21 protein-coding genes and 1 tRNA gene are annotated in these 19,527 nt (G+C 71.0%); 15 read left to right on the forward strand and 7 right to left on the reverse strand.

The annotated features are described in order from the left end of the window. Positions 1 to 36 precede the first annotated feature (36 nt). Entirely contained in the window at positions 37 to 705 is a 669-nt protein-coding gene (gene phoU, locus AC1DZA_RS13880) for a phosphate signaling complex protein PhoU (RefSeq protein ID WP_309977592.1), read from the reverse strand. A 187-nt stretch (positions 706 to 892) separates the two neighbouring features. Here phoU and AC1DZA_RS13885 point away from each other — a divergent pair, with 187 nt between their 5' ends. Together AC1DZA_RS13885 and AC1DZA_RS13890 are read left to right on the forward strand one after the other, a co-directional pair. Next, on the forward strand, positions 893 to 2,176 hold the full coding sequence (locus tag AC1DZA_RS13885) for a sensor histidine kinase (protein ID WP_476773180.1): 1,284 nt from the start codon (positions 893 to 895) through the stop codon (positions 2,174 to 2,176). After that, a complete protein-coding gene (locus AC1DZA_RS13890) occupies positions 2,173 to 2,853 on the forward strand; it encodes a response regulator transcription factor (RefSeq protein ID WP_159603026.1) in 681 nt (226 codons plus the stop codon). Before AC1DZA_RS13885 ends, AC1DZA_RS13890 begins: the two co-directional genes overlap by 4 nt. 104 nt (positions 2,854 to 2,957) lie before the next feature. On the opposite strand, the gene AC1DZA_RS13895 is transcribed toward AC1DZA_RS13890, so the two are convergent. Beyond that, on the reverse strand, positions 2,958 to 3,443 hold the full coding sequence (locus AC1DZA_RS13895; protein ID WP_476773181.1) for a hypothetical protein: 486 nt from the start codon (positions 3,441 to 3,443) through the stop codon (positions 2,958 to 2,960). Between the two features lie 161 nt (positions 3,444 to 3,604). On the opposite strand from AC1DZA_RS13895, the gene AC1DZA_RS13900 reads away from it, so the two are divergent. The 5 genes from AC1DZA_RS13900 to AC1DZA_RS13920 all read left to right on the forward strand — a co-directional run bounded on the left by AC1DZA_RS13900 (position 3,605) and on the right by AC1DZA_RS13920 (position 8,552). After that, positions 3,605 to 4,087 carry a CarD family transcriptional regulator gene (locus AC1DZA_RS13900; protein ID WP_159603022.1) on the forward strand — a complete coding sequence of 161 codons (483 nt, stop codon included), beginning with the start codon at positions 3,605 to 3,607 and terminating at the stop codon, positions 4,085 to 4,087. Between the two features lie 81 nt (positions 4,088 to 4,168). Continuing rightward, on the forward strand, positions 4,169 to 5,419 hold the full coding sequence (ispD, locus tag AC1DZA_RS13905) for a 2-C-methyl-D-erythritol 4-phosphate cytidylyltransferase (RefSeq protein ID WP_476773182.1): 1,251 nt from the start codon (positions 4,169 to 4,171) through the stop codon (positions 5,417 to 5,419). A 64-nt stretch (positions 5,420 to 5,483) separates the two neighbouring features. Further along, positions 5,484 to 6,914 carry a cysteine--tRNA ligase gene (gene cysS, locus AC1DZA_RS13910; protein ID WP_476773183.1) on the forward strand — a complete coding sequence of 477 codons (1,431 nt, stop codon included), beginning with the start codon at positions 5,484 to 5,486 and terminating at the stop codon, positions 6,912 to 6,914. Beyond that, positions 6,911 to 7,945 (forward strand): 23S rRNA (guanosine(2251)-2'-O)-methyltransferase RlmB, encoded by a 1,035-nt coding sequence (rlmB, locus tag AC1DZA_RS13915; RefSeq protein WP_476773184.1) that lies wholly within the window; start codon positions 6,911 to 6,913, stop codon positions 7,943 to 7,945. The genes cysS and rlmB overlap by 4 nt, the downstream gene beginning before the upstream one ends. A gap of 49 nt (positions 7,946 to 7,994) precedes the next feature. Beyond that, positions 7,995 to 8,552, forward strand: coding sequence for a pyridoxamine 5'-phosphate oxidase family protein (locus tag AC1DZA_RS13920; RefSeq protein WP_476773185.1), 558 nt, complete (start codon positions 7,995 to 7,997; stop codon positions 8,550 to 8,552). A 43-nt stretch (positions 8,553 to 8,595) separates the two neighbouring features. On the opposite strand, the gene AC1DZA_RS13925 is transcribed toward AC1DZA_RS13920, so the two are convergent. Next, positions 8,596 to 9,909: a DUF4032 domain-containing protein gene (locus tag AC1DZA_RS13925; protein ID WP_476773186.1), complete on the reverse strand. Its 1,314-nt coding sequence runs from the start codon at positions 9,907 to 9,909 to the stop codon at positions 8,596 to 8,598. Positions 9,910 to 10,045: 136 nt separating this feature from the next. Further along, positions 10,046 to 11,146 carry an ABC transporter ATP-binding protein gene (locus AC1DZA_RS13930; RefSeq protein WP_476762307.1) on the reverse strand — a complete coding sequence of 367 codons (1,101 nt, stop codon included), beginning with the start codon at positions 11,144 to 11,146 and terminating at the stop codon, positions 10,046 to 10,048. A 271-nt stretch (positions 11,147 to 11,417) separates the two neighbouring features. Between AC1DZA_RS13930 and AC1DZA_RS13935 the strand changes: the two genes are divergently transcribed. The 3 genes from AC1DZA_RS13935 to AC1DZA_RS13945 all read left to right on the forward strand — a co-directional run bounded on the left by AC1DZA_RS13935 (position 11,418) and on the right by AC1DZA_RS13945 (position 13,592). Continuing rightward, on the forward strand, positions 11,418 to 12,359 hold the full coding sequence (locus tag AC1DZA_RS13935; RefSeq protein WP_476762306.1) for a DsbA family protein: 942 nt from the start codon (positions 11,418 to 11,420) through the stop codon (positions 12,357 to 12,359). A gap of 82 nt (positions 12,360 to 12,441) precedes the next feature. Further along, positions 12,442 to 12,514 (forward strand) — tRNA-Thr (locus AC1DZA_RS13940). A gap of 1 nt (position 12,515) precedes the next feature. Then, positions 12,516 to 13,592 (forward strand): DMT family transporter, encoded by a 1,077-nt coding sequence (locus AC1DZA_RS13945; protein WP_476773187.1) that lies wholly within the window; start codon positions 12,516 to 12,518, stop codon positions 13,590 to 13,592. On the opposite strand, the gene AC1DZA_RS13950 is transcribed toward AC1DZA_RS13945, so the two are convergent. Both AC1DZA_RS13950 and msrB read right to left on the reverse strand, forming a co-directional pair. Next, on the reverse strand, positions 13,576 to 14,130 hold the full coding sequence (locus AC1DZA_RS13950) for a nitroreductase family protein (protein ID WP_476773188.1): 555 nt from the start codon (positions 14,128 to 14,130) through the stop codon (positions 13,576 to 13,578). The genes AC1DZA_RS13945 and AC1DZA_RS13950 overlap by 17 nt on opposite strands. 3 nt (positions 14,131 to 14,133) lie before the next feature. Beyond that, positions 14,134 to 14,535 (reverse strand): peptide-methionine (R)-S-oxide reductase MsrB, encoded by a 402-nt coding sequence (gene msrB / locus AC1DZA_RS13955; protein WP_476773189.1) that lies wholly within the window; start codon positions 14,533 to 14,535, stop codon positions 14,134 to 14,136. Positions 14,536 to 14,732: 197 nt separating this feature from the next. On the opposite strand from msrB, the gene AC1DZA_RS13960 reads away from it, so the two are divergent. The 5 genes from AC1DZA_RS13960 to groL all read left to right on the forward strand — a co-directional run bounded on the left by AC1DZA_RS13960 (position 14,733) and on the right by groL (position 18,971). After that, positions 14,733 to 15,032 (forward strand): DUF3263 domain-containing protein, encoded by a 300-nt coding sequence (locus AC1DZA_RS13960; protein WP_309977619.1) that lies wholly within the window; start codon positions 14,733 to 14,735, stop codon positions 15,030 to 15,032. Positions 15,033 to 15,062: 30 nt separating this feature from the next. Then, the gene (locus tag AC1DZA_RS13965; protein ID WP_476773190.1) at positions 15,063 to 15,608 is read left to right on the forward strand and encodes a LytR C-terminal domain-containing protein; all 546 of its coding nucleotides are present in this window, start codon (positions 15,063 to 15,065) and stop codon (positions 15,606 to 15,608) included. 204 nt (positions 15,609 to 15,812) lie between these two features. Beyond that, on the forward strand, positions 15,813 to 16,016 hold the full coding sequence (locus AC1DZA_RS13970) for a cold-shock protein (RefSeq protein WP_309977623.1): 204 nt from the start codon (positions 15,813 to 15,815) through the stop codon (positions 16,014 to 16,016). Between the two features lie 149 nt (positions 16,017 to 16,165). Continuing rightward, the gene (locus AC1DZA_RS13975) at positions 16,166 to 17,221 is read left to right on the forward strand and encodes a DUF3048 domain-containing protein (protein WP_476773191.1); all 1,056 of its coding nucleotides are present in this window, start codon (positions 16,166 to 16,168) and stop codon (positions 17,219 to 17,221) included. 130 nt (positions 17,222 to 17,351) lie between these two features. Beyond that, on the forward strand, positions 17,352 to 18,971 hold the full coding sequence (gene groL, locus AC1DZA_RS13980) for a chaperonin GroEL (RefSeq protein ID WP_309977627.1): 1,620 nt from the start codon (positions 17,352 to 17,354) through the stop codon (positions 18,969 to 18,971). Positions 18,972 to 19,096: 125 nt separating this feature from the next. Here the strand turns inward: groL and AC1DZA_RS13985 are convergent, their stop codons facing one another. Continuing rightward, entirely contained in the window at positions 19,097 to 19,387 is a 291-nt protein-coding gene (locus AC1DZA_RS13985) for a WXG100 family type VII secretion target (RefSeq protein WP_309977629.1), read from the reverse strand. Between the last annotated feature and the right edge of the window lie 140 nt (positions 19,388 to 19,527).

Raw genomic sequence — 19,527 nt, forward strand, 5'->3', positions numbered from 1 at the left:
TGCGACATCCCCCGCCCTTCGTCGTGCGGTCTCGGCTCAGAGCGACGAGGCCGCCGACTTCTCGGGGTCCCAGTCGCCGGTCGCGAGGTACTGCACCATCTTCGCGATGGCCACCGCGTGGTCGGCGAACCGCTCGTGGTAGCGGCTCGCCAGCGTGGCGTCGACGGTGTCGACGGCCTCGCCCTTCCACTTCTCGCCCAGCACCCGGTCGAAGACCGAGAGGTGCAGCGCGTCGACCTTGTCGTCCTCGTTGCGGATCTCCTCGGCGAGGTTGACGTCCTCGCTGCGCAGGAGCTCGGCGAGCTTCTGCGAGATCTCGACGTCGAGCGCGCCCATCTCGGCGAAGGTGCCGCGGAGCGACTTGGGTACCACCTTGTCGGGGAACCGGTAGCGGGCGAGCTGCGAGATGTGCGTCGCCAGGTCGCCCATGCGCTCGAGCGAGGCGCTGATGCGCAGCGCGCTCACGACGATGCGGAGATCTCGGGCGACGGGCTGCTGCCGCGCGAGGATGGTGACCGCGTGCTCGTCGAGCGCCAACGTGGCCTGGTCGATGCGCGGGTCCTCGGCGATCACCTCTTCGGCCAGGCTCACGTCGGACTCGTTGAACGCCCGCGTGGCCTTCTCGATCGAGATGGCCACGAGCTCGGCGATCTCGACGAGTCGGTCCTGCACCTCGCGCAGTTCCTGCTGGAACACCTCACGCATGTGGAAATCCTTGTCTGTTCGGTCCGGCGCCGAAGCGCGCGCGGACGCACCGGTCTCATCCAGCCCCGGACATCATCCCCGCGACGGGTGAACAACAGGTACCGGGAGCCTGAACACTCGTTAACCTACCGCCGGGGGGCCGGGGGCAGCGGGCGGAGCAGCCGATCGCACTGGTTAGGGTGAACCCATGGACTCCATGTGGCTGGTGCTCACCGCGCTGGCCTTCGGCGTCTTCATCGGCGCCGCCTTCATGATCGTGCTGCACATCGCCGAACGGCGCGGATCGAGTGCGGCGAGGGTGGTCGCGCCCACCATCCCCGACGGCATCGACCAGGTGCTCGAGGTGCTCGAGTCGGCGGGCGTCGTGCTCGATCCGTCGAACAACGTGCTCAGGGCCTCGCCCGGTGCCCTGGCCATGGGCCTCGTGCGCCAGCAGGCGCTCGTGCATCCCGAGCTCCTCGACCTCGTCGCCGGCGTGCGACGCACGGGCGAGGCCGTGGTCGAGGAGATCGACGTCGCGCGAGGGCCCTACGGCGAGGGCACCATCAGGCTGCGCGTCCGCGTGGCGCGCCTCGGCACCCGATTTGTCCTCCTCCTCGCCGAGGACCGCACCGAGGCGCATCGGCTCGACGAGGTGCGACGCGACTTCGTCGCGAACATCAGCCACGAGCTGAAGACGCCGATCGCGTCGGTGAGCCTGCTCGCCGAAGCGCTCGACCAGGCGGCCGACGAGCCCGAGCAGGTGCGGCGCTTCGCCGGCCGGCTGACGGTCGAGGCGAGCCGCCTCGCGCACATCACGAGCGAGGTCATCGAGCTGTCGCGGCTGCAGGCGCGCGACGCCCTCCGACCCGACGTCCGCGTGCGCGTCGACGACGTGGTGGCGGCGGCGGTCGACCAGAACCGCGTCGTCGCGACGGCGAAGCACGTGGAGATCGCCGTGCGCACCTCCAACAAGGCCATCGTCTACGGCGACCGCTCGCTCATGATCGTGGCGGTGCACAACCTCATCGCCAACGCCATCGCGTACTCGAACGAGGGCGGCCGGGTGGGCGTCGGGGCGAAGGTGGTCGGCGACACGGTGGAGATCGCCGTCACCGACCAGGGCATCGGCATCGAGGGCGACGACCTCGAGCGCGTCTTCGAGCGCTTCTACCGCGTCGACCAGGCCCGTTCGCGCAACACCGGCGGCACCGGGCTCGGACTCAGCATCGTGAAGCACACCGTGCAGAACCACGGCGGCGACGTGCGCGTGTGGTCGACGCCGGGTCGCGGGTCGACCTTCATCATCCGGCTGCCACGCGCCGAGGACGCGCTGCCCGCCGACGACCCCGAGCGAGTCCCTTCGCAACCGAAGCAGCAGCCCGACCAGCCGCGCCCCGCGAGCTCACGCAAGACCAGCGACCGCGCCGCCCGGAAGGGCGCCGACCGCGCCGCCCGCGTGGCCACCCCCGACCGAGGAGAACCGAGTTGACCCGCATCCTGCTCGTCGAAGACGAGATCGCCCTCAGCGACCCGCTGAGCTTCCTGCTGGAGCGCGAGGGCTACGAGGTGGTCGTCGCTGCGGACGGCCCGTCGGCCATCGCGGCGTTCGACCAGGACGGCGCCGACCTCGTGCTGCTCGACCTGATGCTGCCCGGGCTGCCGGGCACCGAGGTGTGCCGGGAGTTGCGCACCCGTTCGACGGTGCCGATCATCATGGTCACCGCGAAGGACTCCGAGATCGACATCGTCGTGGGCCTCGAGCTCGGCGCCGACGACTACGTGACCAAGCCGTACTCGACGCGGGAGCTGCTCGCCCGGATCCGGGCCGTCCTCCGGCGCCGCATCGAGGTGGAGGACTTCGACGAGGCGATCCTCGAGGGCGGGCGCGTGCGCATGGACGTCGACCGGCACACGGTCGAGGTGGACGGCGACCCCGTGCCCATGCCGCTGAAGGAATTCGAGCTGCTCGAGCTGCTCATGCGCAATCCCGGCCGTGTGCTGACCCGCGGCCAGCTGATCGACCGGGTCTGGGGCTCCGACTACTTCGGCGACACCAAGACGCTCGACGTGCACATCAAGCGCATCCGCTCGAAGATCGAGGCGGAGCCCTCGGAGCCCGTGCAGCTCGTCACCGTGCGGGGACTGGGCTACCGCTTCGAGGCCTGAGCGCCTGAGCGCCTGAGCGCCAGAGCGCCTCAGCGAAGGAGCGCCTCAGCGCCGACACGACGAAGGGGCGGATGCCGCGGCATCCGCCCCTTCGGAAGTCGGACCTACTTAGAGGAGAGGTGGTTGTACTCCGCCAGGCGGGCGTCGAGCACGGGCACCTGCTTCTGGATGCCCTCGTTGTCGCCGTACTGGAAGTACATGGACAGGAGCGCGCCGGGCATCGTGTCGATGCCCTCGAGCACGATCGGGTCGAGCACGTCGATGCCCTCGACCTCGTCGACGCCGAATGCGGCCGTGCCGCCGGCCTCGATCTCGACCGTCTGGGTGTCGCCGCCGCCCTCGCCGAACTGCACGCCGAGCTCGACGTCGTCGTCGCCGTTGTTCACGACGGTCATCACGAGGATGCCGTCTTCCCCGTCTTCGCTGACCACGAGCACGTTGCGAAGGTCGAGGTCGCCCACGTCGACCGAGACGCCGTCGCTCGCGTCGTACTTCTCGGTCGTCGCCTGGTAGGTGAGCATCGAGCAGCCGCTCGCGCCCAGTGCGAGACCGAGGGCCAGAGCAGCGGATGCCGCGAGACGCGCCTTCACAGAACCTCCAAGTGCGAGCGTGCGCGCGAACGGATGCGAGCCCGCGCGAAGGGAATCGATCCGAGTGTAGCCTACGGCGGGAGCCCGTCCGGGGAGGGGTGGCGAACCTTAGCACGATCCGGAATGTGATATCCTGATAGTTGCCGAAAGGACATTCATTCATGCTTTTTGAGGTTGGCGAAACCGTCGTTTACCCCCACCACGGAGCCGCAACGATCACCGAGGTGAAGAAACGGATCATCAAGGGTGAAGAGAAGCTCTACCTCAAGCTGAACGTCACGCAGGGTGACCTCGTCATCGAGGTTCCCGCAGAGAACGTCGACCTCGTCGGCGTTCGTGACGTCATCGGCAAGGAAGGCCTCGACCGGGTCTTCGAGGTGCTGCGCGCACCCTTCACCGAAGAGCCGACCAACTGGTCGCGCCGCTACAAGGCGAACCTCGAGAAGCTCGCCTCCGGCGACGTGATCAAGGTCTCCGAGGTCGTACGCGACCTGTGGCGTCGTGACCAGGACCGCGGCCTGTCCGCTGGTGAGAAGCGGATGCTGGCCAAGGCTCGGCAGATCCTCATCTCCGAGCTCGCGCTCGCCGAGAAGACCGACGAGGAGCAGGCGTCGACCGTGCTCGACGAGGTCCTCGCCTCCTAGTCTCGAACCCCGCGACGCCGTCGGCCCCAGGCCGGCGGCGTTCGCGCGCTCGTGGCCGGTGACGCGCGCTACGCTCGTGCCATGAGCGCGTCAAGGGTCGCCGTCATCGTCGTCGCCGCGGGCAGCGGCACCCGCCTGGGGCACTCCGAGCCCAAGGCGTTCGTGCCCCTCGGCGACGACACGATGCTGGGCGTCGCCCTCGATGCCGTGCTCGGCATGCGGGAGACGCCGCACGTCGTCATCGTGGCGCCCGCCGACCGCGTCGGCGAGACGCGCGAGCGCTTCGCCGAGGCCGCCGCCGCGGCATCCGCCCCGCTCGACGTGGTCGCCGGCGGTGCCACGCGCCAGGCTTCGGTCGCCGCCGGGCTCGCGCTCGTGCCGCACGTCGTCGACACCGTGCTCGTGCACGATGCCGCGCGCCCGCTCACCCCGTCCATCGTCTTCGACGAGGTCGTCGCCGCGGTTCGCGCCCGCGGTCACGGCGTGGTTCCCGGGCTCGACGTGGTCGACACCATCAAGCGCGTCGGGCCGCACGGCCGGGTGGTGGAGACGGTCGACCGATCAGAGCTCGCCGCCGTGCAGACCCCGCAGGGGTTCCCGCGCTCCGCGCTGCAGGCCGCGTACGCCCGGGCCACCGAGGAGTACACGGATGACGCGGCGCTCGCGGCATCCGCCGGCATCGCCGTCGACGTGGTGCCGGGCGACGCGCGCTCGTTCAAGGTGACGCTGCCCGCCGACCTCCGTCGTGCCGAGTCGATCGTCGCCGAGCGGGCTGCCGGTCGTTCACGGACGGGGTCGTTGACGCCGGCGCGGGAGGCCTCCCAGCCTGCCGCCTCCGTCGACGCGGCGCGGCCACCGGTCGTGCGCACCGGCACGGGGGTCGACGTGCACGCCTTCGCCGACGACCCGAACACGCCCATGTGGCTCGCGGGCCTCGCCTGGCCCGGGGAGCGCGGGCTCGCCGGGCACAGCGACGGCGACGCGGCCAGCCACGCCATCTGCGACGCGCTGCTCGCGGCGGCCGGCCTCGGCGACGTGGGCGCCGTCTTCGGCACGAGCGACCCGCGATTCGACGGCGCGCACGGTGAGGTCTTCCTCGCCGAGGTCGTGCGGCTGCTCCGCGACGCCGGGTTCGCCGTCGGCAACGTGTCGGTGCAGGTCATCGGCAACCGCCCCAAGCTCGCACCCCGCAGGGCGGAGGCCGAGGCGATGCTCTCGGGCATCCTCGGCGCGCCGGTGAGCCTGTCGGCCACGACCACCGACGGGCTGGGCTTCACCGGCCGTGGCGAGGGCATCGCGGCGATCGCGACCGCCCTCGTCGTTCCCGCCTGAGGCCGCGCTCCGGCACGTGGCGTCCCCGACGTCGTGGGCGGGGGCGCGCCGGTAGGCTTGGCGGGTGACCGTGCGACTCTACGACTCGAAGGCCCAGGCCCTGCGTGACTTCGTGCCCCTCCGCGAGGGGCGCGTCGGCATGTACGTCTGCGGGCCGACGGTGCAGTCGAGCCCGCACATCGGGCACCTGCGCAGCGCCCTCGCCTACGACCTCATGCGGCGGTGGCTCGCGTACCGCGGGTACGACGTCGTGTTCGTCCGCAACGTCACCGACATCGACGACAAGATCCTCGCCGCCTCCGACGAGGAGCGCGCCGTGGGCGTCGGCGAGGAGTGGTGGGCGCTCGCCTACCGCGTCGAGCTCGAGTTCACCGCCGCGTACGCCTCGCTCGGCATCCTCGCCCCGACCTACGAGCCCCGGGCGACGGCCAGCGTGCAGCAGATGCAGCAGCTCATCGCCCGCCTCATCGAGCGCGGACACGCCTACGCGGCACCCGACGGCTCGGGCGACGTCTACTTCGACACCGCGAGCTGGCCGTCCTACGGCGAGCTCACGCGGCAGGCCCGCGACAACATGGAGGCGGCGGCCGACGCCGACCCGCGCGGCAAGCGGGATCCCCGCGACTTCGCGCTCTGGAAGGGCCGCAAGCCGGCCGAGCCCGAGTCGGCGTCGTGGGAGTCGCCGTGGGGACCCGGACGGCCGGGCTGGCACATCGAGTGCTCCGCCATGGCCACGCGCTACCTCGGCACCGAGTTCGACATCCACGGCGGCGGGCTCGACCTCCGCTTCCCGCACCACGAGAACGAGCTCGCGCAGTCGACGGCGGCGGGCGACGCGTACGCGCGCTACTGGGTGCACAACGGGCTCGTGAACATCGGCGGCCAGAAGATGTCGAAGTCGCTCGGCAACTCCGTCTACGCCGGCGAACTCCTCGAGCTCGCGTCGCCGCTCGCCGTGCGCTACCTGCTCGGCGCCGCGCACTACCGCTCCACGCTCGACTACGCGCCCACCTCGCTGGCCGAGGCCGAGGCGGCCGTCGACCGCATCCGGGCGTTCCTGGTGCGCGTCGAGCGCCGCCTCGCCGGCACCCGGTTCGCCGGGGTGGGCAGCCCGCTCATCCCCGACGCGTTCGCCGAGGCGATGGACGACGACCTCAGCGTGCCGCAGGCGCTCGCCGTGCTCCACGAGACCGTGCGGGCCGGCAACCAGGCGCTCGACGCCGAGGAGCTGCACGACGCCGCCTCCCTGCACGGCCAGGTCGTCGCGATGGTCGAGGTGCTCGGCATCGACCCGCGCGACACCCATTGGGCCCCGGATGCCGCGCCCGCGGCATCCGCGCTCGACACCCTCGTCACCCGCCTCATCGAAGACCGCCAGGCCGCTCGCGCGGCCAAGGACTTCGCCGCGGCCGACCTCATCCGCACCGAGCTCTCGGCCGCGGGCATCACCATCGAAGACAGCCAGACCGGCACGCATTGGAGCTTGGGATCATGAAGGGCAGCAGCAAGCCGCGCGCCGGAGCCGTGCGCAAGAGCAAGGGCAAGCAGGTCGGGTCCGGCGGCCAGGGCCGGCAGGCGCTCGAGGGCAAGGGCCCCACACCCAAGGCCGAGGACCGCGCCTGGCACCCCGCCGGCAAGCGCAAGGCCGCCGAGGAGCGGTATCGCGCGGCGGGCGGCAAGGGCAAGGCTCCCGGGAAGGTGGCCGGCCAGGGCCAGCGCGCCGGCGCGCCCCGCGGGGCATCCGGCGCAGCACGGCGGTCGAAGTCGGGCGACGAGTCCGAGATCGTGACCGGCCGCAACTCCGTCGTCGAGGCGCTGCGCGCCCGCATCCCCGCCACGACCCTCTACGTCGCCGCGCGCATCGAGATGGACGACCGGGTGAAGGAGGCGATGAAGATCGCCACCAACCGCGGCATCCCCATGCTCGAGGTCATGCGGCCCGAGCTCGACCGCCTCGCCGGCGAGGGCGGCGTGCACCAGGGCCTCGCACTCAAGGTTCCGCCCTACGAGTACGCGCACCCGATCGAGCTGCTCGATGAGGTGCTCGCCCGCGACGAGACCCCCCTCTTCGTCGCGCTCGACGGCATCACCGATCCCCGCAACCTCGGCGCGATCCTCCGCTCCACGGGCGCGTTCGGCGGCCAGGGCGTCATCGTGCCGCAGCGTCGCTCGGTCGGCGTGAACTCCGCCGCATGGAAGACCTCGGCCGGCGCAGCCGCTCGCGTGCCCGTCGCGATGGCGGCGAACCTCACGCAGACGCTCAAGGCGCTGAAGGAGCGCGGCGTGTTCGTGCTCGGACTCGACGGCGACGGCGACGTGTCGCTTCCCGGCCTCTCATGGGCCGAGCGCCCGATCGTCGTGGTGGTCGGCAGCGAGGGCAAGGGTCTCTCACGGCTTGTGGCGGAGACGTGCGACGCCATCGTGTCGATCCCGATCGAGTCGTCGACCGAGTCGCTGAACGCCGGCATCGCGGCATCCGTGACCCTCTACGAGATCTCGAAGCTGCGGGCCGAGTCGCCCGTCTGACGCTGTCAAGGCCTCGCTCGCCGTCACGCCGACACATAGCGTCGGGGGCATGACGCAGAACATCGACGAGCACCGAGACGACGACACGCGGCCGACCGACGCGGCCGGCACTGCCGAGACGCCGCCCGATCCCGCCGAGGAGCGCGAACGCATCGCGAAGCTCGTGACCGGCGCCGACACGGCGCTGCTCACCAGCCGAGGCGTCGACGGAACGCTGCACGCGCGTCCCCTCGCGGTGCTGCAGGACGACTTCGACGGCGTCATCCGGTTCCTCGTACAGGATCCGAGCGAGAAGACCCGCGAGATCCTCGCGGATCCGGTGGTCAACGTGTCGTTCGCCTCGAAGAACGGCTACCTGTCGATCGCGGGCCACGCGCGCGTCGTGCGCGACGACGCCCTCATCGACGAGCTGTGGAACCCGGCCGCCCAGGCATGGTTCGAGCAGGGCCGCGAGGACCCGACGATCGCGGTGCTCGAGGTGACCGGCGACGGCGCCGAGTACTGGGCGAAGACGGAGCCGGGCGTGTTCTCGCTCGTGAAGGCGGCCGCCGCGATCTTCACGCACAAGACGCCCGACATCGGGGAGAACCGCAGCGTCGCCCTCTGACCGGGCTCTGGCGCCGGCCGGGCTCCGGCGCGGGCCGGGCCGGCTAGACCTTGAGGCGCCAGTCGTTCTCGTCGTCGGGGTCGACCACCGCGATGGCCGACGTCTCGGGAACGACCTCGATCGTCGCGGTCGAACCCGTGGGCGGCCCCAGCACGGTCGCCTCGTCACGACGGTGGCGGAGCACCTGGTTGACGTACGACGTGACCGCCTCGGCGAGCGGGATGTCGTGCCCCGCCTGCTGCGCCATGAACCAGCGGTGCTCGAGGAGCTGGTGGAAGATCTCGGCCGGCTCGAGCTTGCCCCGCAGGTCGAGGGGGATCGCGCGCACGACGGGCTCGAACACGCGCATCAGCCACTCGTGGGCGACCATCTCCTCGTCGAGGTCGGCCTTGCCATACGCCGCCCGGTAGGAGTCGAGGTCATTGAGCAGGCGACGTGCCTGGTTCTCGCCGGCGTCGAGCCCGGTCAGGCGGAGCAGCCGCCGCTGGTGGTGCCCCGCGTCGACGACCTTCGGCTGGATGCGCAGGGTCGTGCCCGTGTCGTCGGTACGGATCGCGAGCTCCTCGATGTCGAAGCCGAGGTCGTTCAGGCGGTTCACGCGTTCGTTGATGCGCCACCGTTCGGCGGTCGAGAACGACTCGGAGCCCGTGAGCTCCTTCCACAGGCTGCGGTACGCCTCGACGATGCCGTTGGAGATGCGCACCGGGTCGAGCTCGTCGGCGACCCGGCCACCCGCTTCGAGGTCGAGGAGCTCGCCGGCGATGTTCACCCGGGCGATCTCGAGGTCGTTCTCGCGCTGGCCGTTCGAGAGGCCGCCCTCGTAGAGCTTGCCGGTCTCGGCGTCGACGAGGTAGGCGGCGAAGGCGCCCGCATCGCGCCGGAACAGCGTGTTCGACAGCGACACGTCGCCCCAGAAGAACCCGACGATGTGCAGGCGCACGAGCAGCACGGCGAGGGCGTCGATGAGCCTGGTCGCGGTGTCGGGCCTCAGGGTCTGTGAGAAGAGCGCCCGGTAGGGGAGTGAGAACCGGAGGTGGCGCGTGACGAGCACCGGCTTGAGCGGCTCGCCCTCGGCATCCGTTCGGTTCGTGATGACCGCGACGGGCTCGACGCAGGGGATCTCGGTGCGCTGCAGCAGTCGCAGCATCTCGTACTCGCCCTTGGCCATGTCGGCCGTGGTCTCCTTGATCGCCACGACATGACCGCCCAGGTGGGCGAACCGCACGAGGTGGCGTGAGATGCCCTTCGGCAGGGCGGCGATGGTGTCGCTCGGCCAGGACTCCAGCGGGAGGTCCCATGGGAGGTCGAGCAGTGCCGGATCGGCCATGGCCGACGTGATCGAAAGTGAGCCGCTCATCGTGGTTCAGCGTAGTCGCCGGTGCGGGCGACCGCAGACACGCTCATGCAGGCCGGAGACAGCGCGATGCCGGCTGGGGAAACGGCGATGCCGGCCGGGCCGAAGCCCGACCGGCATCCCGGTGGTGCGTGGAACGTCAGGCGACGATCGGCTTCTTGCTGAGGCGGAGGCCCGACTCGGAGTCGAAGATGTGCACGTGGCCCGGCGTGGCCGTGAGGTACACGCGGTCGCCGGCGTTCGGGTGCACGCGGCCGTCGACGCGCGCGACGATGTCGGTGCGCTTGCCCTCGACCGTCGAGTGCCCGTAGAGGTACCCGTCGGCGCCGAGCTCCTCGACGAGGTCGACGTCGACCGCGAGGCCCTGACCCTCGTTCGGCGACACGACGATGTCCTCGGGGCGCACACCGATCGTGGCGACCTTGCTGCTCGCGTCGGCGAGCGCCTCACGCTCGACCGGCACGTTGGCGGTGCCGAACATGATCCCGCCCTCGACGAGGTCGGCGTGGAACAGGTTCATCGCGGGCGAGCCGATGAAGCCGGCCACGAACACGTTGTTCGGCGCCTCGTAGAGGTCGCGCGGCGTGCCGACCTGCTGGAGGATGCCGTCCTTCAGGACGGCGATGCGGTCGCCCATGGTGAGCGCCTCGGTCTGGTCGTGCGTGACGTAGACCGTGGTGACGCCGAGGCGGCGCTGCAGCGACGCGATCTGGGTGCGGGTCTGCACGCGGAGCTTCGCGTCGAGGTTCGACAGCGGCTCGTCCATGAGGAACACCTGGGGCTGGCGCACGATCGCGCGGCCCATGGCGACGCGCTGACGCTGGCCACCCGAGAGGGCCTTCGGCTTGCGAGCCAGGTAGGGCTCGAGGTCGAGCAGCTTCGCGGCCTCGAGGACGCGAGCGGCGCGCTCGTCCTTGCCGACGCCGGCGATCTTGAGCGCGAAGCCCATGTTCTCGGCGACGGTCATGTGCGGGTAGAGCGCGTAGTTCTGGAAGACCATCGCGATGTCGCGGTCCTTCGGCGGCACGTCGGTGACGTTGCGGTCGCCGATGAAGATGTTGCCCTCGTTGACCTCTTCGAGGCCGGCGAGCATGCGGAGCGACGTGGACTTGCCGCAACCGGAGGGGCCGACGAGGACGAGGAACTCGCCGTCCGCGACGTCCAGGTCGAGCTTGTCGACCGCCGGGCGGGTGCCACCGGGGTAGAGCCGGGTGGCCTTGTCGAACGTGACTGATGCCATGGTTCTTCTGTCTCCTTCACCGGCAGGTACGTGCCGGACGATCCGTAGTGAATGGAAGTGCGTCGACGTCGACGCCTCATCAGTATCGCATGCGCGCGGGGTGCGGCCGAATCGAGCCCCGACCCCTTGCGCTCGGCGCTCGGGTGATTCCCATGCCGGGAACGGCACGTGTCCGGCATCCGCTTGGGTGATTCCCAGACATGCTTCCTACTATCGTGGGTGCGTTCGCATGCATACGCGCGCGCACCCACAGCGACCGGAGTGACCATCGATGACCTACGGCGGATCGAATCAGCCACGCCCATCCCGAAATGAACGCAGAGAGGCGGCCCGAGAGAAGGCCAGGCTTCTCCGCGAGGAGCAGAAGAAGCGGGAGCGCCGCAACAAGATCCTGATCCAGGGCGGCATCATCGTGGCGGTCGTCGCCATCGCCGCGCTCGTCGGCACGCTCATCTTCCAGAGCGTGAAGCCCGAGGGACCCGGTCCGCAGAACATGGCGAGCGACGGCATCCTGCTGACCGCCGGTGACGACGGCGGCATCGTGGCCGTCACGACCCCGGCGCTCGCGGCGGGCGAGACCCCCACGCCGACCGTGCCCGACGACAGCGGCGAGGTCGCCAACATCGTCATCTACGTCGACTACCTGTGCCCCTTCTGCGGCCAGTTCGAGGCCACGAACTCGGAGTCGATGCGCACCATGGTCGAGTCGGGCGCCGCCACCCTCGAGGTGCACCCCATCGCGATCCTCACGAACAAGTCGGCGGGCACCCAGTACTCGCTGCGCGCCGCCAACGCCGCGGCGTGCGTCGCCGAGTCGTCGCCCGACTCGTTCTTCGACTACAACGCGATCCTCTTCGAGAACCAGCCCGAGGAGGGCTCCACCGGCCTCACCGACGACGAGCTCAAGTCGCTCGCGGAGGAGGTCGGGGTGAGCAAGCAGTCGACGATCGAGAAGTGCATCGACGACGTGCAGTTCAAGGCCTGGGTCCAGGACTCGACGAACCGCGCCCTGACCGAGCCGATCCCGAACACCAACCCCGAGCTGCCCTCGGTCACCGGCACCCCGACGGTGCTCGTGAACGGCCAGCAGTACGGCGGCTCGCTCGACGACCCGCAGGAGTTCCAGGCGTTCGTGCTGCAGGCGACGAGCCAGACGTTCAACGACTCGGAGTCCACCCCCACGCCGACGCCCACGCCCACCCCGGCGCAGTAGTCGTCGTCCATCCGACCACGAAGGCCCGGCCTGCGCCGGGCCTTCGTGCCGTCGGTAGGATGTCGGGGAGGCATCGCCTCTCGCCGGCTTGGCGCAATTGGTAGCGCACCGCTCTTGTAAAGCGGTGGTTGCGGGTTCGAGTCCCGCAGCCGGCTCTTGACCGAGAATCCCAGCACGGATGCCGCGGCGCCCGCCGCACCGTCCGAGCACCCGCATCGGCATGCCCACGTCGAACGGACGCGGTTGCCGATGTGGCTCGCGATCGTGTTCGCCCTCGCGTGCGGAGCGCTGACCGCGCTCCAGTCCCGCATCAACGGACAGCTCGCCCACGCGCTCGACGACCCCTTCACGGCTGCGGCGATCTCGTTCGGGAGCGGCCTCGTCATCCTCCTCGTCGTGCTCGCGGCGTGGCGGCCGGGTCGTGCCGGAATCGGCCGGGTGGTCGTCGCGCTCCGCGAGCGCCGGATCGCCTGGTGGATGCTCTTCGGCGGCCTCGCCGGCGCATGGTTCGTGACGACCCAGGGCCTCTCGGTCGCCGTCGTCGGCGTGGCCCTCTTCACGGTGGCGATCGTGGCGGGCCAGACCCTCGGCGGCATCGTGTTCGACCTGCTCGGGCTGGGGCCGGGCGGCCGGCGCCCGCTCACCCCGACGCGCGTCATCGGCGCCGTGCTGGCGCTCGCGGCGGTCGGCTGGGCGGTCTCGGCCCAGGTCGGCGGGAACGTCCCCGTGCTGCTGATGCTGCTGCCGTTCACCGCGGGCCTGGGCGCCGCGTGGCAGCAGGCCGTGAACGGTCGGGTGCGCAGCGCGGCCGAGAGCGCGCTGACGGCGACCGTCGGGAACTTCGCGGTCGGCACCGCGGCCCTCGTCGTCGTGATGCTCGTGCACGCGGCATCCGTGGGCTGGCCCGAGTCGATGCCCACCGAGCCGTGGCTGTACGCGGGCGGCGCGATCGGCTGCGTCTTCATCGCCGGGCAGGCCGTGCTCGTGCGCATCGTGGGCGTGCTCGTGCTCGCGCTGTGCGGCGTCGCCGGGCAGCTCGCGGCCGCGCTCTCGCTCGACCTGTTCGCGCCCACCGCGGGGCGTCCGGTCGACCCCGCCACCATCGGCGGCACCCTGCTGGCGCTGGTGGCCGTGGTGATCGCGAGCGTCGGGTGGACGCGCCGGCGCCACGCGGCACCGCCCGGGCCCGTGCACGACGCGGCGCCCGCCGAAGGGGCTAGTCGAGCGTCGTGAGTCGCGCCGCGGCGAGGCGGTCGGCGCGCCCCTCGGGCCGGCGCACCTCCGTGCGGCCGCCGACGTAGAGCCACCCGAGCAGTCGCTCGTTCGGCGCGAGGCCGTGCATCGCGGCGACGAGCGGATGCCGCGTGAACGGGCCGGTGCGCCACATCACGCCCCATCCCGCATCGTCGAGCAGCAGGCTCATGAGGTGCGCGACGCCGGCCGCGGAGGCCTCCTGCTCCCACTCGGGCACCTTCGGGTGGTCGGGCGTCGTCACCGCGACCACCGCCAGGAGCAGTGGGGCGCGCAGCGGCTTTCCCGCGAGCTTCGCCGCGGCCTCGCCCTCGGCGCCGGCCGCAGCTGCGAGCGCCGCACCCAGCCGCTCACGCGCCGCTCCGCGCAACGCGATGACGCGCCACGGGCGGAGCGCGGCGTGGTCGGCGACTCGGCCGGCCCCCTCGAGCAGGGCGACGAGCGCCGCATCGTCGGGCGCGGCATCCGTCACCTTCGGCGACGACCGCCGGGCGAGGGCCGCGTCGAGCACCGACGCCACCCCTCAGGACTCCGCGGTGAAGTCGAGGGCGATCGAGTTCATGCAGTAGCGGTCGCCGGTCGGCGTGCCGAATCCGTCGGGGAAGACGTGACCGAGGTGCGAGCCGCAGGCGGCGCAGCGCACCTCGGTGCGCACCATGCCGAGCGAGGTGTCCTCGATGAGCTGCACGGCTTCGGGCCGCACCGACTCGTAGAAGCTGGGCCAGCCGCAGCCGGAGTCGAACTTGGTGCCGCTCTTGAAGAGCTCGGCTCCGCAGGCGGCGCACGCATACACGCCCGCTCGCTCCTCGTCGAGCAGCTCGCCCGTCCACGGGCGCTCCGTCGCGGCCTCGCGCAGCACGGAGAAGCGCTCCTCGCCGAGCTCCGCGCGCCATTCCTCGTCGCTCTTGTTCACGCGGTACTCCACGCGTGCTCCTTCCGGTCGGGTGCCATGATGGCAGGCACCAATGCTCGCAGGTCTTCCTGCACGAGGTGCAACGCGTGACGGATGCCCCGTGTTCCGGGCGCCCGGGATGCACACGCCGCGGTCGCTCGGCGTGCGCACGGCGGCGGTTCCCTAGGATGTGCTGCAACGGCGAGCGGCCGTGAGCGACGGGAGGACCCATGGGCGTTGAGCACGTGCCCTCCCGCGGCGACGGCGACGCCGTGCTCGACGACCGGGCGATCCGCGTGCTGGCCTTCGAGGGGCGTGCGTGGCAGCAGCCGGGTCTCAAGGCGCAGGCCATCCGCGACGAGTTCGGCATCTCCGCCGCCCGGTACTATCGGATCCTCGGAGAGCTCATCGATTCACCCGCTGCGCTCCGTCACGACCCGATGCTCGTCAAGCGCCTGCAACGGATGCGTGAGGCGCGCGCAGCGATGCGAGCCCGTCGCTCGCTCTCGATCGGCCGCGCGCTCGACTGAGCGCGGCCCCGACCCCGACGACTGGACCTCATGGCGCAGAAGTTCCCCCGCGATCGTTTCGACTCCATCCCGCACGGCATCGAGCGGGTCGGAGCGCACCGAGCACCCGCGCGGCGCGGCGCCGGCTGGGTGGCGTTCGGCTGGGCCGCGCTCGTCACCGTCGTGCTCGTCGCGGTCGGCATCGGCGGTGTCGTGCTCTTCAACGACCGGCTGAACTTCGGCGACACCGGCGTGGCCACGCCCACGCCCACCCCCGCGGTGACCGCGCCGCCGACGGTCGCTCCCGACATCCCCGTCACGGTGCTGAACGGCACGACGACCGCCGGCCTCGCCGCCCGCGCGGGCGAGACGTTGACGGCCGCGGGCATCCCCGTCGGCACGACCGCCAACGCGAGTGAGAACGACCTGACCGAGACGGTCGTCTACTACGCCACCCCCGATCTCGAGGGCGCCGCTCGCGGTGTCGCCGCCGCGATCCCCGAGGCCGACGTGCGGCTCTCCGAGCAGTTCGCCCAGATCGGCACCCCGCTCGTGCTCGTGGTCGGATCCGACTACGCGGCCGCCACCGGCGGGTGATCCGCAGCGAATCGTTGCCATTCCGCGACATTTTCTTGCGCCGAACCCCTTGTGCCGCGAAACCACGTCGTTAGTATCTGGAATTGGTCGCTCTCTCCCGTGTCCCGCCCGGCGCCGCCTCGGTGCCATGCCGGCACGTTCCGAGGGCCCCGGTACAGGCGACAGGCACGTGCTGATCGACGAACGGCAACATGGGAGCAACGCATGGCGAACGGAACCGTGAAGTGGTTCAACGCTGAAAAGGGTTATGGATTCATCACCGTCGACGACGGGGGCCAGGACGTGTTCGTCCACTACTCCGCGATCGACATGTCCGGCTACAAGGTGCTCGAAGAGGGCCAGCAGGTCGTCTTCGAGGTCGGCACGGGGTCCAAGGGGCCACAGGCCGAGGGCGTGCGTCCCGCCTAGCCCGAGAGCTCGAACGCGCCGCCGGCTCGCCGGCGGCGCGTTCCTCGTCGTCCGCCCGCGCTCGTGGCCTGACGGCGCGACTCGTCGCCGGACGAGGTCCGGGCGCGCCGGGGGGCTCCTCGCGTGCGGCGCATCGGTAGCATGACCGCATGGCGTGGCCCGCTCGCTCGGCCGCCGCGTTCCGTGGTGCAGCGCTCACCGTGGTCGCGGTCTCCGTCCTGCTCGTCACCGGATGCAGCGGCCCGCCGGTCCTCGTGCCGGTGGCGACGCCCTCGCCGGCCGCTCGTCCTGCCGGCGACAGCGGACCGCCGGTCGCCGTCGCGTTCAGCCCGCTGCGGGGCACGCGGCTCGAGGCGCCGGCCGCGCCGCATCCGTCGATCGCCGTGAAGATCGACAACCACGAGGAGGCGCGTCCGCAGATCGCCCTCAACCGGAGCGACATCGCGTTCGAGGAGCTCGTCGAGGGCGGGCTCACCCGGTACCTCGTGGTCTGGCATTCCGACGTGCCCGAGTCCGTCGGCCCGGTGCGATCGGTGCGCCCCATGGACCCCGACATCGCCTCGCCGTTCGGCGGCATCATGTCGTACTCGGGCGGTCAGGAGCAGTTCGTCGAGATGATGATGGCGACGCCCCTCGTCAACATCGTCTTCGACTTCGACGACACCGGGCTCTTCGAGCGCGCCGATGAGCGCCCGGGTCCGCACGACGTCATCCTCGCCGCCGCCGAGGCGGTCTCGCGCAACGCCTCGCTCGCGCCGCCGCCTGTGCAGTTCTCCTACGGGACGAGGGATCCCCTCGCCGCACCGGCACTCGCCGCGATGCCGACCTCGCGCATCGACCTCGTCTTCTCCGAGGCGCGATTCCCGTCGTGGGAGTGGGACGCGGCCTCCGGCGCATGGCTCCGCTCCCAGGAGGGGGCACCCGACTACGAGGCCTCGGGCGACCGGGTGCGCGCGACCAACGTCGTCACCATGCGGGTCGGCATCGACTGGAGCTACGGCGAGGTGCCGCGCACGGTCATGGTGGGCTCGGGCGAGGCATGGGCCTCGGTCGCCGGCAGGACGGTGCACGGGACGTGGGCGAAGGATGCCGCGGCCGCGCCGATCGTCCTCACGGCCGACGACGGCAGCCGCATCCGGCTCGCGCCGGGCAACACGTGGGTCGAGCTCGTGCCCGACGAGGGCTCGGCGACGTTCGTGCCCTGAGCCGCGGCGCGCGGCATCCGTGCTCGCTTGCACTCGTGACGGTCGAGTGCCAGAATCGTCTTAGCACTCACTCGATTTGAGTGCTAACCAACGAATCTTTGAGACGTCCGAGAAGGGACGAGAGACACACATGGCAAAGATCATTGCTTTCAACGAGGAGGCCCGCCGCGGGCTCGAGCGTGGACTCAACCAGCTCGCCGACGCGGTCAAGGTGACCCTCGGCCCGCGCGGTCGCAACGTCGTGCTCGAGAAGAAGTGGGGCGCCCCCACGATCACGAACGACGGCGTGTCGATCGCCAAGGAGATCGAGCTCGACGACCCGTACGAGAAGATCGGCGCCGAGCTCGTCAAGGAGGTCGCCAAGAAGACCGACGACGTCGCCGGCGACGGCACCACGACCTCGGTCGTGCTCGCCCAGGCGCTCGTGCGCGAGGGCCTCCGCAACGTGGCCGCAGGCGCCGACCCCATCTCGCTGAAGCGCGGCATCGAGAAGGCCGTCGCGGCCGTCTCCGAGGAGCTCCTCGCCGCTGCGAAGGAGATCGAGACCAAGGAAGAGATCGCCGCGACCGCGTCGATCTCCGCCGCCGACCCCCAGATCGGCGAGATCATCGCCGAGGCGATCGACAAGGTCGGCAAGGAGGGCGTCGTCACCGTCGAGGAGTCGAACACCTTCGGCACCGAGCTGGAGCTCACCGAGGGCATGCGCTTCGACAAGGGCTACCTGTCGGCGTACTTCGTCACGGACCCCGAGCGCCAGGAGGCGGTCTTCGAGGACCCGTACATCCTCATCGTCAACAGCAAGGTCTCGAACATCAAGGACCTGCTCCCCATCGTCGACAAGGTCATCCAGACCGGCAAGCAGCTCCTCATCATCGCTGAGGACGTCGACGGCGAGGCGCTCGCGACCCTGATCGTGAACAAGATCCGCGGCATCTTCAAGTCGGTCGCCGTCAAGGCTCCCGGCTTCGGCGACCGTCGCAAGGCGCAGCTCCAGGACATCGCGATCCTGACCGGCGGCCAGGTCATCTCCGAGGAGGTCGGCCTCAAGCTCGAGAACGTCACCCTCGACCTGCTCGGCCAGGCTCGCAAGGTCGTCATCACCAAGGACGAGACGACCATCGTCGAGGGCGCGGGCGACCCCGAGGCCATCGCCGGCCGCGTGGCGCAGATCCGCGCCGAGATCGAGAACACCGACTCGGACTACGACCGCGAGAAGCTCCAGGAGCGCCTCGCGAAGCTCGCCGGCGGCGTCGCCGTCATCAAGGCGGGCGCGGCCACCGAGGTCGAGCTCAAGGAGCGCAAGCACCGCATCGAGGACGCCGTCCGCAACGCGAAGGCCGCCGTCGAGGAGGGCATCGTCGCCGGTGGTGGCGTGGCCCTCATCCAGGCCGGCGCGAAGGCGTTCGCGAAGCTCTCGCTCACGGGCGACGAGGCGACCGGCGCGAACATCGTCAAGGTCGCCATCGAGGCGCCGCTCAAGCAGATCGCACTCAACGCGGGCCTCGAGCCCGGCGTCGTGGCGAACCGCGTCGCGGAGCTGCCCGACGGCCACGGCCTCAACGCCGCGACCGGCGAGTACGGCGACCTGCTCGCGCAGGGCATCATCGACCCCGCCAAGGTGACGCGTTCGGCGCTGCAGAACGCCGCGTCGATCGCCGGCCTCTTCCTCACCACGGAGGCCGTCGTCGCCGAGAAGCCCGAGAAGAACCCGGTTCCGGCCGGCGACCCCACGGGCGGCATGGACTTCTAGTCCGAATCGATCCACGGCCCGCGGGCCCGATCAACGCGAAGGGCGTCTCCTCCGGGAGGCGCCCTTCGTCGTGCCCGGGGGCCGTGCGGCGGTGCCCCCTGCGCGCGTCGCCGTGCCCGTCGCGGTCAGCGCAGGAACAGGCGCGCGTTCGCCTGCTCCGCGTCGGCGTACTGCGTGGCGGCCATGCCGAGCGCCTGGTTGAGGTGCGCGAGGCTCTGCTCGACCTGCAGCTGCGTGGCCCGCCAGTCGGAGACGGCGCCCTGGAACGCCGTGGCGGCCTGCCCCGACCACGACGACTGCAGCCCGGTCAGCTGGCCGAGGAGCGACGACACCTCCGCCTGGATGCGGCCGATGGTGCCCTGGACGGTCTGCGTCGCCGCGGAGACCTGTGCGGCGTCGACGTGATACGTGGTCATGGAAGTGCGTCCTCTCGGTCGGTGTGTGCCCCAACGGTAGGGGTGCGCACGGGTGGCGGGGACGAGCGGGCGCGGCCGGGGACGCGGCATCCGTACGTGACGATTGGTGAGGACGAGTCGGCGTCGTGGGATGGGCGGAG

The sequence above is a fragment of the Agromyces sp. P2_B3 genome, from assembly GCF_056404815.1.

Bases quoted from the DNA above. Each gene is read 5' to 3' on its own strand.
- groL (WP_309977627.1), top strand. From the start codon at position 17,352: ATGGCAAAGATCATTGCTTTCAACGAGGAGGCCCGCCGCGGGCTCGAG.
- phoU (WP_309977592.1), bottom strand. From the start codon at position 705: ATGCGTGAGGTGTTCCAGCAGGAACTGCGCGAGGTGCAGGACCGACTC.
- AC1DZA_RS13985 (WP_309977629.1), bottom strand. From the start codon at position 19,387: ATGACCACGTATCACGTCGACGCCGCACAGGTCTCCGCGGCGACGCAG.
- ispD (WP_476773182.1), top strand. From the start codon at position 4,169: ATGAGCGCGTCAAGGGTCGCCGTCATCGTCGTCGCCGCGGGCAGCGGC.
- AC1DZA_RS13965 (WP_476773190.1), top strand. From the start codon at position 15,063: ATGGCGCAGAAGTTCCCCCGCGATCGTTTCGACTCCATCCCGCACGGC.
- rlmB (WP_476773184.1), top strand. From the start codon at position 6,911: ATGAAGGGCAGCAGCAAGCCGCGCGCCGGAGCCGTGCGCAAGAGCAAG.
- AC1DZA_RS13925 (WP_476773186.1), bottom strand. From the start codon at position 9,909: ATGAGCGGCTCACTTTCGATCACGTCGGCCATGGCCGATCCGGCACTG.
- AC1DZA_RS13930 (WP_476762307.1), bottom strand. From the start codon at position 11,146: ATGGCATCAGTCACGTTCGACAAGGCCACCCGGCTCTACCCCGGTGGC.
- AC1DZA_RS13885 (WP_476773180.1), top strand. From the start codon at position 893: ATGGACTCCATGTGGCTGGTGCTCACCGCGCTGGCCTTCGGCGTCTTC.
- AC1DZA_RS13970 (WP_309977623.1), top strand. From the start codon at position 15,813: ATGGCGAACGGAACCGTGAAGTGGTTCAACGCTGAAAAGGGTTATGGA.
- AC1DZA_RS13935 (WP_476762306.1), top strand. From the start codon at position 11,418: ATGACCTACGGCGGATCGAATCAGCCACGCCCATCCCGAAATGAACGC.
- AC1DZA_RS13960 (WP_309977619.1), top strand. From the start codon at position 14,733: ATGGGCGTTGAGCACGTGCCCTCCCGCGGCGACGGCGACGCCGTGCTC.
- AC1DZA_RS13900 (WP_159603022.1), top strand. From the start codon at position 3,605: ATGCTTTTTGAGGTTGGCGAAACCGTCGTTTACCCCCACCACGGAGCC.
- AC1DZA_RS13920 (WP_476773185.1), top strand. From the start codon at position 7,995: ATGACGCAGAACATCGACGAGCACCGAGACGACGACACGCGGCCGACC.
- AC1DZA_RS13975 (WP_476773191.1), top strand. From the start codon at position 16,166: ATGGCGTGGCCCGCTCGCTCGGCCGCCGCGTTCCGTGGTGCAGCGCTC.